The organism is Pseudomonas sp. P97.38, assembly GCF_001269745.1.
Taxonomy (GTDB): domain Bacteria; phylum Pseudomonadota; class Gammaproteobacteria; order Pseudomonadales; family Pseudomonadaceae; genus Aquipseudomonas; species Aquipseudomonas chlororaphis_E.
Map to the genome: position 1 here is coordinate 168,003 of NZ_LHVJ01000009.1, position 13,239 is coordinate 181,241.

General features: G+C 63.4%; 13 protein-coding genes. 7 read left to right on the forward strand and 6 right to left on the reverse strand.

Annotation, left to right across the window (positions count from 1 at the left end; translation table 11 throughout):
• Nucleotides 1-162: 162 nt before the first annotated feature.
• Entirely contained in the window at nt 163-1,083 is a 921-nt protein-coding gene (locus tag AD664_RS02775; RefSeq protein WP_053144229.1) for a histone deacetylase, read from the reverse strand.
• 74 nt (nt 1,084-1,157) lie between these two features.
• Here AD664_RS02775 and AD664_RS02780 point away from each other — a divergent pair, with 74 nt between their 5' ends.
• From AD664_RS02780 to AD664_RS02790, 3 genes are all read left to right on the forward strand, one after another.
• Nucleotides 1,158-1,727, forward strand: coding sequence for a GNAT family N-acetyltransferase (locus AD664_RS02780; RefSeq protein ID WP_053144230.1), 570 nt, complete (start codon nt 1,158-1,160; stop codon nt 1,725-1,727).
• A gap of 103 nt (nt 1,728-1,830) precedes the next feature.
• Nucleotides 1,831-2,700 carry an acyl-CoA thioesterase II gene (gene tesB, locus AD664_RS02785; RefSeq protein ID WP_042728438.1) on the forward strand — a complete coding sequence of 290 codons (870 nt, stop codon included), beginning with the start codon at nt 1,831-1,833 and terminating at the stop codon, nt 2,698-2,700.
• On the forward strand, nt 2,697-3,290 hold the full coding sequence (locus AD664_RS02790) for an HAD family hydrolase (RefSeq protein WP_053144232.1): 594 nt from the start codon (nt 2,697-2,699) through the stop codon (nt 3,288-3,290). The genes tesB and AD664_RS02790 overlap by 4 nt, the downstream gene beginning before the upstream one ends.
• A 48-nt stretch (nt 3,291-3,338) precedes the next feature.
• Here AD664_RS02790 and AD664_RS02795 read toward each other — a convergent pair whose 3' ends face one another.
• Entirely contained in the window at nt 3,339-4,286 is a 948-nt protein-coding gene (locus tag AD664_RS02795; protein ID WP_053144234.1) for a hypothetical protein, read from the reverse strand.
• Nucleotides 4,287-5,171, reverse strand: a complete 885-nt coding sequence (locus AD664_RS02800) for a neutral zinc metallopeptidase (protein WP_053144236.1) — start codon at nt 5,169-5,171, stop codon at nt 4,287-4,289.
• 255 nt (nt 5,172-5,426) lie between these two features.
• Between AD664_RS02800 and AD664_RS02805 the strand changes: the two genes are divergently transcribed.
• The gene (locus tag AD664_RS02805; protein ID WP_053144238.1) at nt 5,427-6,203 is read left to right on the forward strand and encodes an IclR family transcriptional regulator; all 777 of its coding nucleotides are present in this window, start codon (nt 5,427-5,429) and stop codon (nt 6,201-6,203) included.
• A gap of 94 nt (nt 6,204-6,297) precedes the next feature.
• Nucleotides 6,298-7,176, forward strand: coding sequence for a DMT family transporter (locus tag AD664_RS02810; protein ID WP_053144240.1), 879 nt, complete (start codon nt 6,298-6,300; stop codon nt 7,174-7,176).
• A gap of 62 nt (nt 7,177-7,238) precedes the next feature.
• On the opposite strand, the gene AD664_RS02815 is transcribed toward AD664_RS02810, so the two are convergent.
• Complete coding sequence (locus AD664_RS02815) at nt 7,239-8,576, reverse strand: MFS transporter (protein WP_047736311.1); 1,338 nt, start codon at nt 8,574-8,576, stop codon at nt 7,239-7,241.
• Nucleotides 8,577-8,853: 277 nt separating this feature from the next.
• On the opposite strand from AD664_RS02815, the gene quiC reads away from it, so the two are divergent.
• Together quiC and AD664_RS02825 are read left to right on the forward strand one after the other, a co-directional pair.
• Nucleotides 8,854-10,755: a 3-dehydroshikimate dehydratase QuiC gene (gene quiC, locus AD664_RS02820; protein WP_053144244.1), complete on the forward strand. Its 1,902-nt coding sequence runs from the start codon at nt 8,854-8,856 to the stop codon at nt 10,753-10,755.
• A gap of 101 nt (nt 10,756-10,856) precedes the next feature.
• Nucleotides 10,857-11,534 (forward strand): TetR/AcrR family transcriptional regulator, encoded by a 678-nt coding sequence (locus tag AD664_RS02825; protein WP_053144245.1) that lies wholly within the window; start codon nt 10,857-10,859, stop codon nt 11,532-11,534.
• 105 nt (nt 11,535-11,639) lie between these two features.
• Here the strand turns inward: AD664_RS02825 and AD664_RS02830 are convergent, their stop codons facing one another.
• Nucleotides 11,640-12,491 (reverse strand): shikimate dehydrogenase, encoded by an 852-nt coding sequence (locus tag AD664_RS02830; protein ID WP_053144247.1) that lies wholly within the window; start codon nt 12,489-12,491, stop codon nt 11,640-11,642.
• A gap of 5 nt (nt 12,492-12,496) precedes the next feature.
• A complete protein-coding gene (aroQ, locus tag AD664_RS02835) occupies nt 12,497-12,937 on the reverse strand; it encodes a type II 3-dehydroquinate dehydratase (RefSeq protein WP_053144249.1) in 441 nt (146 codons plus the stop codon).
• Between the last annotated feature and the right edge of the window lie 302 nt (nt 12,938-13,239).

Here is a 13,239-nt window from a genome sequence, read left to right on the forward strand (position 1 = left end):
CATTCTATCAGCACGCAAATCCTGTGGGAGCGGGAGATGCAGGTGCAGGTGTTCAAAAAACAGTCAGGGCTCCGCAAGCCATGTTTGCCATGGCCTGCAAGTCGTTTCGCTCAGGTTATCCACAGGCCGCTCCACAGGCATTGTGGGTAACGCGCCCTGGTTTCAATGACAACCTGATGACGTCCAGACCTTTTGTGCGCTGTGGTGCAGGATTCCGTGGCGGCGGGCCAGGGCCTGGCGATCCTTGCTGTAGCCGCCGCCGATCACGCCGACCACCGGGATGTCGCGCCCCAGGCAATGGCGCATGACCCGTTCGTCGCGGGCGGCTAGGCCTTCGTCTGTCAGCTTCAGGTAACCGAGGGCGTCGTCCTTGTGCACATCGACGCCGGCGTCGTACAGCACCAGGTCCGGCTGGTACAGCGGCAACAGGTAGTTGAGGGCGTCGTCCACCACCTCCAGGTAGGCGGCGTCGCCCATGCCCATCGGCAGTGGGATGTCCCAGTCGCTTTGCGCCTTGCGTGCCGGAAAATTCTTTTCGCAGTGCAGGGAAACTGTCACTGCGTCGGGAGTGTCATGAAGTATTCGCGCGGTGCCGTCGCCCTGGTGCACGTCGCAGTCGAAGATCAGCACCCGCGAGACCCGGCCGCTGGCCAGGAAATAACGGCTGATCACGGCCAGGTCGTTGAAAATGCAGAAGCCGGCCGGGTGGTCGTAGTGGGCATGGTGGGTGCCGCCGGCCAGGTGACAGGCCAGGCCGTGCTCAAGGGCCTGTTCGGCGGCCAGCAGCGAGCCGCCCACGGCGCGAACCGTTCGGCGGGCCAGGGCGTCGCTCCAGGGCAGGCCAAGGCGCCGTTGGTCCTCGCGGGACAACTCGCCCCCCATGTAGCGTTCGATATACGCACGGTCATGGGCCAGGGCGAGGATGTCCGGCGGACACAGTGAAGGGCGCAGCAGGTCGGCGTCGCGGGTCAGCCCGCTGTCGACGAGGTGATCGCGCAACAGGCGAAACTTGTCCATGGGGAAACGGTGTTCCACCGGGAATTCGGGGCTGTAGTCTTCGTGGTAGATCAGCGGCAACGGCATGGTGTTTTTCAAAGGTGATTTAAGTGACGGATCCTACCAGCGATGTAGACTCAGGGCATGGAGAGGGAGTGAAGATGGAGCCGATACTCGAATTGGAAAGCGCGCGGCTGGTCTTGCGCCAGTGGCGTGACGACGACTTGCCGGAATTTTCCGCCATGTGCGCGGACCCGCAGGTGATGCGTTATTTCCCCGCGCCGCTGAGCCGCCTGGAAAGCGCCGCGCTGATCGGGCGCGTGCGCGGGCATTTTGCCGAGCACGGTTTCGGCTTGTGGGCGCTGGAGCGCAAGGACACCGGCGCCTTCGTCGGCTTCACCGGCCTTGGCGTGGTCGGCTTCGACGCACCTTTCACCCCGGCGATCGAGATCGGCTGGCGCCTGGCCCGCGAGCACTGGGGCCTGGGGTATGCCAGCGAAGCCGCGTGGACCGCGCTGCGGTGTGCCTTCGATGCCTTGGGGCTGGAGGAAGTGGTGGCGTTCACCGCTGTCGACAACCTGCCGTCGCAGAAGGTCATGCAGGCCATCGGCATGCAGCATGACCCGGCGGACGACTTCGAACACCCAACACTCGCAGTCGGCCATCCGTTGCGTCACCATGTGCTCTATCGCATCAATCGTGAGCAGTGGTTGCAGACCCTTCACGGTTAGCCAACACGGACGTTTACAATGCCCGCCCAATGGCCCGGGCCAACAATCGATCCACCGCCGCAGCACAGACTGCGCGGTATTGCGCTGTGTGAGGAAAGTCTGAATGAGCCACGTGTTGGAAGATCTGGTCGACCTGCTGACCCTGGAACCGATCGAAGAAAACCTGTTTCGCGGTCGCAGCCAGGATTTGGGGTTTCGCCAGTTGTTCGGCGGCCAGGTGCTGGGCCAGTCATTGTCGGCGGCCAGCCAGACCGTGGAAGAGGCTCGTCACGTCCATTCGATGCACGGTTATTTCCTGCGCCCCGGCGACGCCGCCTTGCCGGTGGTCTACCAGGTGGACCGGGTGCGTGACGGCGGCAGCTTCAGCACCCGCCGGGTCACGGCGATCCAGAAGGGCCATCCGATCTTCACTTGCAGCGCCTCGTTCCAGTACGACGAACTGGGCTTCGAGCACCAGAGCAGCATGCCGCAGGTGGTCGGGCCGGAAAACCTGCCGTCCGAGCTGGAACTGACCCAGCAGCGCGCGCACCTGTTGCCTGAGCACATGCGCGAAAAGCTGTTGTGCCCCAAGCCGATCGAAGTGCGCCCGGTCACGGAAAAGGATCCTTACAACCCGCAGCCGGCCGACCCGATCAAGTACGTGTGGTTCCGCGCCGATGGCGCCCTGGCGGATTCGCCGGCCTTGCATAAATACCTGCTGGCCTATGCCTCGGACTTCGGCCTGTTGACCACCTCGATGCTGCCCCACGGCAAGTCGGTCTGGCAGAAGGACATGCAGGTCGCCAGCCTCGACCATGCCTTGTGGTTTCACGCCGACCTGCGGGCCGACGACTGGTTGCTCTACGCCATGGACAGCCCGTGGGCCGGCAACTCCCGCGGGTTTTCCCGGGGCAGCGTGTTCAACCGCGCCGGGCAACTGGTGGCTTCGGTCACCCAGGAAGGGTTGATTCGCCATCGCAAGGACTGGGCATGAGCCTGGCCGATGTCCGTCACTGGGTCTTCGACATGGACGGCACGCTGACCATCGCCGTGCATGACTTCGCGGCGATCCGGGTGGCCCTGGCGATCCCGCCCGAAGACGACATCCTTACCCACCTGGCGGCCCTGCCGGCCGATGAGGCCGCGGCCAAGCACGCCTGGCTGCTGGAGCACGAGCGCGACCTGGCGCTGGGCTCCAGGCCTGCACCGGGGGCGGTCGAGCTGGTGCGCGAGTTGGCAGGACGCGGTGATCGCCTGGGGATCCTGACCCGCAACGCCCGCGAACTGGCCCATATCACCTTGGAGGCCATCGGCCTGGCCGACTGTTTCGACGTGGCCGATGTACTGGGCCGCGACGAGGCGCCGCCCAAGCCGCATCCCGGTGGCTTGTTGAAGCTGGCGCAGGCCTGGGACGTGGCCCCCGAGACAATGGTGATGGTCGGTGATTACCGCTTCGACCTGGACTGCGGTCGCGCGGCAGGGGCGCGAACGGTGCTGGTGAACCTACCGGACAACCCGTGGCCGGAACTGACGGACTGGCATGCGCGCGATTGTGACGAGCTGCGGCGGATGCTGTTGGCTTGAAGCGTTGATCGACTGCTCGCGATGAGACCAACTCAGGCAGGACGAGGCTTACTGCCCGAACAAGGCCTTCAGCCCCTCGGGCGAATTGAACATCCCACTGCCATCGTGCCCGATCCCGGGCACTTCGATCAGCCGTTGGGGCATCTCCCCTGGGTGCCTTCTGGTCAAGTAGTCGAAAAAGAAATGCCCGCGCGATAACCGATACGGCCCCTGGGTTTGCGCTTCGCAGCTTTTGTCCAGGGCTGGATGCTCCGGGTCGACATCCTGTTGGCCGAGCAGGTAGACGATGTCGCGCTTGATGTAGTTGTCTTCCAGTTGGGCCGGCGTTTGCCCGGCGGCGTAGGCCGGCAAGTTTTTCAGCCCGTACTTCCAGTGATTGAAACCCGGACAACTGGCGGCATCGAAGGCCATCGGCCGTTGTTCATCGAAATAGGCGTAGGACGACGGGTTGGCGACGACGAAGCGCGGGTTGATCCTGAAGGGGCCGTGGGCGAGCAGGGCGTAGCGCTGCACGACCTGGGCACCACCGGAATGGCCGGCGATGACGATCTGTTGCACTTCGGGGAACTGCTGCCGGTCACTGACCCGCGCGACGATGTCGTCCAGAACCTGGAACGAGCTGACCGGATGCGGCCCCGTGGACAGGCCTGCGGCCATCCAGTCGTTGCCCTGCCAGCGGAGCAGGTCATTGGGCAATAGGTGGCGAGCAACGTCCTGCTCGTTGAGAAACTGCGGGGCGATGATCAGGGTGGTGCCCAGTTGCCCGGCCTGCCCGGCCGCTTTTTCGGCGCTGTGCAGGTAGGTGTCGGCATTGCGCAGCCGACCGTGGAGAATGATCAGCACGCGCTGGATGGACGCCGGGGCCGGGCTGACGTCCACGGCCATGGCGCCACCCTTGAGTTGCAGGCGCCCTTGCGCGACCACGTTGACGCCGTGCTCATTGGCCTGGGCCAAGGCACAGCCCAGCACCAGCACGAACCAGGCGGCCCACTTCATCTACAGGGTTTTCGCCGCGAAAGTGTCGCACTGGCTGACCTGGCCCTGGGCGAACCCGGTCTTGAACCAGCGTACCCGCTGCGCCGAGGTGCCGTGGGTGAAGGAGTCGGGTACCACGCGGCCCTGGCCCTGCTGCTGCAAGCGGTCGTCGCCGATGGCATTGGCGGCGTTCAAGGCTTCTTCGATGTCACCCGGTTCCAGCCAGTTCAGGCGTTTCTGGGCATGGTTGGCCCAGACGCCGGCCAGGCAGTCGGCCTGCAATTCCTGGCGCACCAACAGGCCGCCGTCGCCTTCCATCTGCCGGCCTTGTTGGCGGGCCTGCTGGATTTTCGCCGACACGCCCAGCAGCGTCTGCACGTGGTGCCCGACCTCGTGGGCAATGACGTAGGCCTGGGCGAAGTCCCCGGCCGCGGAGAAACGTTGGGCCATTTCCTTGAAGAAGCTCATGTCGAGGTAGACCTGCCGGTCTGCCGGGCAATAGAACGGCCCGGTGGCCGATGACGCGAGGCCGCAGGCCGAGTTGACCCGACCGCTGAACAGCACCAGCTTCGGTTGCTGGTACTGGCGCCCGGCCTGCTGGAAGACCTGGCCCCAGGTGTCTTCGGTATCGCCGAGGATCGAGCGCACGAACTCGGCCTGTTCGTCGTTGGCCGGCGGCGCCTGGCGGGTTTGCGACGAGGCGGGGGCGGACGTGTCCATCTGCCCGGCCAGTTGCCCGAGGATCTGCATCGGGTCCTGGCCGGTGATCCAACCGATGCCGACGATCAGGAGAATGGCCGTCAGGCTCAAGCCTTTGCCGCCGCCGAAGCGCAATCCGCCACCGCCGCCGCCATCGCCTCGGGCGTCCACCACGTTGTCACTGCGGCGACCTTTTTTCCATAGCATGTGGGCAGTCCTCTGATTGACCGGTGTGAACAGTGTTGCCGCTGAGTGGGATTGCCGCCAGTTCACTAACAGATTTTTGACTGTGGGAACGGATCGGCTCGCGAGTGCGCTGTATCCGTTGACCTTCAGCATGGCGCGAAGTGCCGCTTCTCGCGCCGGCTTGCTGACAACGGTATGGATTAAAATTCCATGTCGTTCCAGAATTTGCATTACACTTCGCTTATTCTGGAATTAGCGTACTCATCTGGATCGTCCATGGCCGGCAGTCAAATCGAACGTGTCTTCAATGTGCTGGAAAATCTCGCCAGCGATCCCCGAGGCTGGCCGCTGCTAGGGCTGGCCGAGCAGTTGCAGATCCCCAAGAGCGCCACCCATCGCTTGCTCGCCGAGCTGATGCGCCTGGGCTATGTGCGCCAGAACCCCGATAACCTGCGGTATCACCTGTCCACCCGGCTGGTGGCCATGGGGTTTCGCTACCTGTCGCGAAGCGGCGCCGACATCGTGCAGCCCGTGCTGGATCGCCTGGCCCGGGAAACCGGCGAGCTGGTGCGCCTGGGCGTCATCGAAGGCGATTGCCAGACCTGGATCGCCAAATCCCAGGGCGCGCGGTCCGGGCTGCGCTACGACCCGGACATGGGCCGCGAGGCGCCGCTGTTCTATACCGCTTCGGGCCATGCCTGGCTGGCGTGCATGAGCGACGCCGAGGCGCTGTCGCGGGTGGAACGCCAGGCGGCCCAACTGCCGGCAGAGGCGGGGCCCAACGCGCCGCGCAACTCGGCGCAGTTGCTGGAGTACCTGCGCCAGGCGCGCGAGCAAGGCTACGCCTGTGTCGAGGAAAGTTCAGCGATCGGTACGTCGGCCATTGCCGCCGTAGTGCGTCATCCGGTGGATGGCCGGGTCGTCGGTGTGCTCAGCGTGGCCGGGCCCAGCGTGCGGATGACACGGCCGCGCCTGCATGAGCTGGCACCGACCTTGCTGGCGTTTGCCGAAGAGCTGTCCCAGGCCAGCCAGGCTTCGGAGTTGTTCAACTGAACCGGTCGTCGCAGCGATTGAATGGGCGTGGGCACGGTCTTATCCGTCACACGCCAGCCCTGGCCTCTTACATCATGCACCGCGGGATTCCTACATGACCGTCAGCACTCCGCTTTCCGGCGTCAATCAGGCCTTCAAGGGCATCCTGCTGATTCTTTGCGCAACGTTCCTGTTCTCCAGCCATGACGCCTTGTCGAAATACCTTTCGGGCTTCTACCCGATCATCATGGTGGTGTGGGCGCGCTACGTGGTGCACACCCTGTTGATGGCGGGCATCTTCCTGCCCCGTTCGGGATTGCGGGTGCTGCGCACCAAGCGTCCCCTGTGGCAAGTGGCCCGGGCGCTGTGCCTGCTGGGCACCAGCCTGTTTTTCACCACGGCGCTGTTGTACATCCCGTTGGCGGAGGCGACGGCGGTCAACTTCCTGGCCCCCGTGCTGGTCACGGCGTTGTCGGTGCCGTTGCTGGGCGAACGGGTGACGCGTGGCCAGTGGATCGCGGTGATCTTCGGTTTCATCGGGGTGTTGATCATCGTCCATCCCGGCGGGGATCTGTTCAAGCCGGCGGTGTTGCTGCCGTTTTGTTCGGCGCTGTTCTTCTGTTTCTACCAGTTGCTGACCCGCAAGCTCAGCGAGATCGACAGCCCGACCACCAGCAACTTCTTCGCCGGCCTGTGCAATACGTTGGTGATGAGTGCGCTGGTGCCGTTCTTCTGGCAGGTGCCGAGCCTGGTGCACGGCTTGATGATGCTGGCGCTGGGGGCTTGCGGGATGACGGCGCACCTGATGCTGACCCAGGCGTTCCGCTTTGCCGCCCCGGCGCTGCTCGCGCCGTTCGGGTACTGTCAGATCGTGTTCGCCGGCCTGCTGGGGTGGTTGTTGTTCAACCATACGCCGACGTTGACCACGGTGTTCGGGATTGTGCTGATCTGCCTGAGTGGCCTGGCGGCGGCGTGGCAGCAGCGACGCAAGTGACTGGCTGCCGCAACCGTTGTGGTGAGGGAAGAAGGTCTCTCGCCACAGGGGCTGCGGTCGTATCAGCTCTCCAGATTTGGAATCTTGCGCGGCGCCATGAAGTACAGCCAGGTCAGGGCGATGAAGTACATCGCCGGGATCAAGGTGAACAACACGGTGTAGTTGTTGTTTGTGACGGTCAGGATGTGGCCTACCAACTGGGTCATGAACATCCCGCCGATGGCCGCGCACATGCCGCCGAAGCCGAACACCGTGCTCATCATGTATTTGGGCGTGTAGTCCATGACCAGGCTCCAGATGTTGGCGGTCCAGGCCTGGTGCGCGCCGATGGCCAGGGAAATGGCGAACACCGCCATCCATAGGTTGCTTGCGCCGGCGGCCATGATCACACCGATGATGCAGCAGGCGAACAGCAGCATGGAAAGCAGGCGCGCCTTGATCGGGTTGAGGCCGCGGCCAATCAGGAACGAAGACAGGATACCGCCGCCCACGCTGCCGAAGTCGGCGGTCAGGTAGATGATGATCAGCGGGATGCCCATCTGGGTGACGTTGATGCCCAGGTTGTATTGCTGGTTCAGGAACGGCGGCAGCCAGTAAAGGTAGAACCAGAACACCGGCGCGGTGATCGAGTAGGCGAGGGCGAACGCCCAGGTGCCGCGCATGCGCAGGATGCGGGAGAAGGGCACGCGGGCCTGCTCCGGTTCGTCCTGGGCCTGGATGTAGGCCAGTTCCGACGCCTTGACGTTGGGGTGGTCTTCCGGGTTGAAGTATTTCAGGCCCCAGAACAGCAACCAGACCCCGCCCAGCGCGGCCATGCACAGGAACGCCGCCTGCCAGCCCCACACGTGCAGGATCAATGGCAGCAGCATCGGCGTGAACATTGCGCCGACGTTGGTCCCGGCGTTGAAAATACCGGTGGCCACCGCCCGTTCGCCGGCCGGAAACCACAGCCGCGTGGTCTTCACGCAGGCCGGGTAGTTGGCCGCTTCGGTCAGGCCCAGGATGAAGCGGCAGACCATGAAGCCGACCGCCGAAGTGGCCAGGCCATGGGCACCGGTCGCCAGGCTCCAGAGCAGCACGGCGCAGAAGAACACGCGCTTGACGCCGATCCGGTCGATCAGCCGGCCCTGCAGGACAAAGCCCACGGCATAACCGACCTGGAACCAGAAGTTGATGTTGGCGTAGTCCATCGCCGTCCAGCTCATTTCCTTGGCCAGGATGGGCTGCATCACCCCGAGGGCGGCGCGGTCGATGTAGTTCAGGGTGGTGGCGAAAAACACCAGCGCGAGCATGCCCCAACGGGTCTTGCCCACGGCCAGGGCGCCGCGGATTTTGTCGCCGATGCCGCCGGTCGTGACGCCCATGCCTGGGCTCAGGGGAGAACTTTGGGAAGGATTCATAGCGTGTACCCGTTTTTGAAATTTTTATGGGGTGATCGGGGTATTCCACGACGCCGGCCAATCCGGCTGCGTCAATGTGGGGCTGATGGTGCGCAGTGGACGAAAAATCGTCAATTCGCCCCAAGGCATTTTGTTCGATAATCGCCCAAAAAACTAACTGGGTGGTACATATTAAATTGCTGAAAGCCATCAGCGCCTCAATAATCGGTTCATTCCTTCAAAAGCGCTGCCAACAGCGCCGCAACTCTGTAGCCGATGCCTCCCGGGAGCCGAAGTCATGCAGCGTTCCATTGCCACCGTTTCCTTGAGCGGTACCCTGCCGGAAAAACTCGAAGCCATTGCCGCCGCCGGTTTCGACGGTGTGGAAATCTTCGAGAACGACCTTCTCTATTACGATGGCAGCCCGCGGGAAATCAGGCAGATGTGCGCCGACCTGGGCATCGCCATCACCTTGTTCCAGCCGTTTCGTGACTTCGAAGGCTGCCGTCGTGATCGCCTGGCGCGCAACCTGGAGCGGGCCGAGCGCAAATTCGACCTGATGCAGGAGCTGGGCACCGACCTGGTGCTGGTGTGCAGCAATGCCTCGGCCGACAGCCTGGGCGATGAGCAATTGTTGGTCGATGACCTGCGGTTGCTGGCCGAACGGGCTGGCGCGCGCGGCCTGCGCATCGGCTATGAAGCGTTGGCCTGGGGCCGGCACGTCAATACTTATCAACAGGTCTGGAACATCGTGCGCCAGGCCGATCATCCAAGCCTTGGCGTGCTGCTCGACAGCTTCCACACCTTGTCCCTGAAGGGCGATCCGAGGGCGATTGCCGAGATCCCCGGCGAGAAGATTTTTTTCGTGCAGATGGCCGACGCGCCGATCCTGGCAATGGATGTTTTGGAGTGGAGCCGCCATTTTCGTTGCTTCCCCGGCCAGGGCGAGTTCGACTTGCCGGGTTTCCTGGCGCCGATCATCAAGAGTGGCTACCGCGGTCCGCTGTCGCTGGAGATCTTCAACGACGGCTTCCGCGCCGCGCCGCCCCGGGCCAACGCCGCCGATGGCTTGCGCTCGCTGCTGTACCTGGAAGAGAAAACCCGCCAACGCCTGGCCGAAGAGGCCGTGCCGGTCAGTCACGCCGATTGCCTGTTCGCGACGCCGTCGGCCAGCGAATACAACGGTATCGAGTTCCTCGAGTTTGCCGTGGACGACAACCTCGGCGCCAAGCTCTCCCACTGGCTGGAGCGGCTGGGCTTCGTCAAGGCCGGCCAGCATCGTTCCAAGAACGTCAGCCTGCTGCGTCAGGGCGATATCAACCTGATCCTCAACAGTGAACCGTACTCCTTCGCCCACAGCTTTTTCGAAGCCCACGGGCCGTCATTGTGCGCCACCGCGTTGCGGGTCAAGGACAGTGCCAGCGCTCTGGCGCGGGCGGTGGCCTACAAGGGCCAGCCCTACCGCGGGTTGGTCGGGCCCAATGAGCTGGAGCTGGCGGCGGTGCGCGCACCCGACGGCAGCCTGATCTACCTGGTCGACCAGGACGCCGACGTCTATGGCACCGATTTCAATTTGCAACCGGGCGCGGTCATCGGGGCCGGGCTCAAGCGCATCGACCACATGGCCATGGCGTTGCCGGCCGACAGCCTCGACAGTTGGGTGTTGTTCTACAAGAGCCTGCTGGATTTCGAGGCCGACGACGAAGTGGTGCTGCCCGACCCCTATGGCCTGGTGAAAAGCCGCGCCCTGCGCAGCCGCTGCAGTTCGATCCGGTTGCCGCTGAACATTTCCGAAAACCGCAACACGGCAATCTCACACGCGCTGTCGAGTTATCGTGGCTCTGGCGTGCACCACATCGCCTTCGATTGCGATGACATCTTCGCCCAGGTCAGCCGCGCCAAGGACGCCGGAGTGCCGCTGCTGGACATTCCGCTCAATTACTATGACGACCTGGCCGCGCGTTTCGATTTCGACGATGAGTTCCTCAGCGAGCTGGCCTATTTCAACGTGCTGTATGACCGCGACGCCCAGGGCGGCGAGTTGTTTCATGTCTACACCGAACCGTTCGAGGGGCGGTTTTTCTTCGAGATCATCCAGCGCAAGAACGGTTACGCCGGCTACGGCGCGGCCAACGTGGCGGTGCGGCTGGCGGCCATGGCGAAATCCCGCAGCGGTGGCTTGCGGCATGCCAAGTTGTAGGGAAATCGTAAAAGTGGCGGCAAAGGGCGGCCCCGTGACTTCCTTCGCTGCACGGCGCGGCCCATAATCGCAAGCCTTGCAGTGATGGCCGTGAGCCCACAATGACTATGAATCCAGAGCTTCCCGCAGACCTCGACGAGCCCCTCGTCGCGCCGCGCAAGAGTCGCAAGAACAACCCGGAGAAAACCCGGGAAAACATTCTTCAGGAAGCCATCGTCGAATTCGTCCAGCAGGGCCTGGCCGGCGCCCGGGTCGATGCCATCGCCGAACGCATCCATACCTCCAAGCGCATGATCTATTACTACTTCGGCAGCAAGGAGCAGCTGTACATCGAGGTGCTGGAGAAGCTCTACGGCGATATCCGCAGCACCGAGGGCCGACTGCACCTGGCCGAGCTGGCGCCGGTCCACGCGATACGGCGCCTGGTGGAGTTCACGTTCGACCACCATGATCGCAATGTGGATTTCGTGCGGATCGTCGCCATCGAGAACATCCATAACGCCGAGTACGTCAAGCAGTCGCGGGTGATCAAGGCCATGAACAGCACCATCCTCGACTCCCTCGACCTGATCCTGCGGCGGGGCGCTGAAGACGGCGTGTTCCGGGCGGGCCTGGCACCGCTGGATGTGCACTTGCTGATCAGCTCGTTCTGTTTTCACCGGGTGTCGAACCGTCACACCTTTGGCGAGATTTTTCAGATTGACCTGTCGGACGAAGCGATCAAGCAGCGTCATCGACAGATGATCTGCGAGTCGGTGCTGCGCTATTTGCAGGCCTGAACGCAACCCCTGTGGGAGCGGGCTTGCTCGCGAAAGGGCCCGCACAGTCGCCATGGAGGTTGACTGGCAGATCGCATTCGCGAGCAAGCCCGCTCCGACAGGTCTTCAGTGATTCATGCGCTGGAAGTGTTCCAGCATCCGCTGCGCATCCGGCACCACGCCGCTGAACAATTCAAAGGCCTTCACCGCCTGGAACACGGCCATGTTGCCGCCATCGAGTGTGCGGCAGCCCAAGGCGCGGGCGTTGCGCAGCAGTTCGGTTTCCAGGGGGAAGTAGACGATTTCCGCCACCCACAACGCGCCCCGCAACAGCTCGACCGGCACCGGCATGCCCGGCAACTTCGTCATGCCCATCGGGGTGGTGTTGACCAGGCCGTCGGCCTCGGCCATGGCGGCGGGCAAGTCATGCCCGGCCCGGGCGCGACCGGCGCCGAAGTGTTGGTTCAGGTTGTGGGCCAAGGCCTCGGCGCGGCTGACTTCCACATCGAAAATACTCAGCGTCTGTACGCCTTCAGCCAATAGCGCGTGGGCAACGGCCGCACCGGCGCCGCCGGCGCCCATCTGGACCACGTGCCCGCGGGAAACATCCCCCAGGCCACGGCGAAACCCTTCGGCGAACCCCAGGCAATCGGTGTTGTGGCCGACGCGTTTGCCGTCCTTGAGCACCACGGTATTCACCGCGCCGATGCCGCGGGCTTCGGGCGACAGTTCGTCCAGCAGCGGGATGATCGCCTGCTTGCACGGAAAGGTGATGTTCAGGCCGGTAAAGCTCATGCGTTCGGCGGCGGCCAGCAGGTCGGGCAGGGCGCTGCTGTCGAGTGTCAGCGCATCGAGGTCGATCAACCGGTAGAGGTAGCGCATGCCTTGGGCGTCGCCTTCGTGCTCGTGCAGGGCAGGGGTGCGAGAGGCCTGGATACCGGCGCCGATCAGCCCGGCGAGCACAGTGATGTTCGACATGTGGATCAACCCTTCAACCGCTGACTGAAATGTTCCAGGGCCAGGCGATAGCCGTGGCTGCCAAACCCGCACATCACACCGATGGCGATGGAGGAGACGAAGGAGTGATGGCGGAAGGTTTCCCGCGCATGGACGTTGGACAAATGAACTTCGATCACCGGGATTTCACTGGCCACCAGGGCGTCGCGGATGGCCACCGAGGTGTGGGTCCAGGCGGCCGGGTTGATGACGATACCGGCACAGCGGCCACGGGCGCCGTGAATCCAGTCGAGCAGTTCGCCTTCCTGGTTGGTCTGGCGAAACTCCACCGCCAGGCCGAACTCTTCAGCGGCGCGTGCGCACAGCGCGGAAATGTCCGCCAGGGTTTCATGACCATAGGTGCCCGGCTCGCGTGTACCGAGAAGGTTCAGGTTCGGGCCGTTCAGCACCAGGACGATCGGAGGCATCGCAATTCTCTCCACACTTTTTATTGTTGGTGTTGGCCGGGTTCCAGCCGTTGGAGATAAATTGTACTAGATGGTTAGTTTGGTCAAACGAAGCCGTTCTTCAAGGCTAATAAGTGTTCGATGATCGAACAGCGGCTATGCTCGATATCAGATCCGTGGCGAGGGAGCTTGCTCCCGCTGGGCTGCGAAGCAGACCCGAGTTCTGTACCGGTTATCTGGGTTGTATGAAGTAGGGTTTGGGACTGCTGCGCAGTCCAGCGGGAGCAAGCTCCCTCGCCACTGTGTGGGATAGGTGGCGAGGG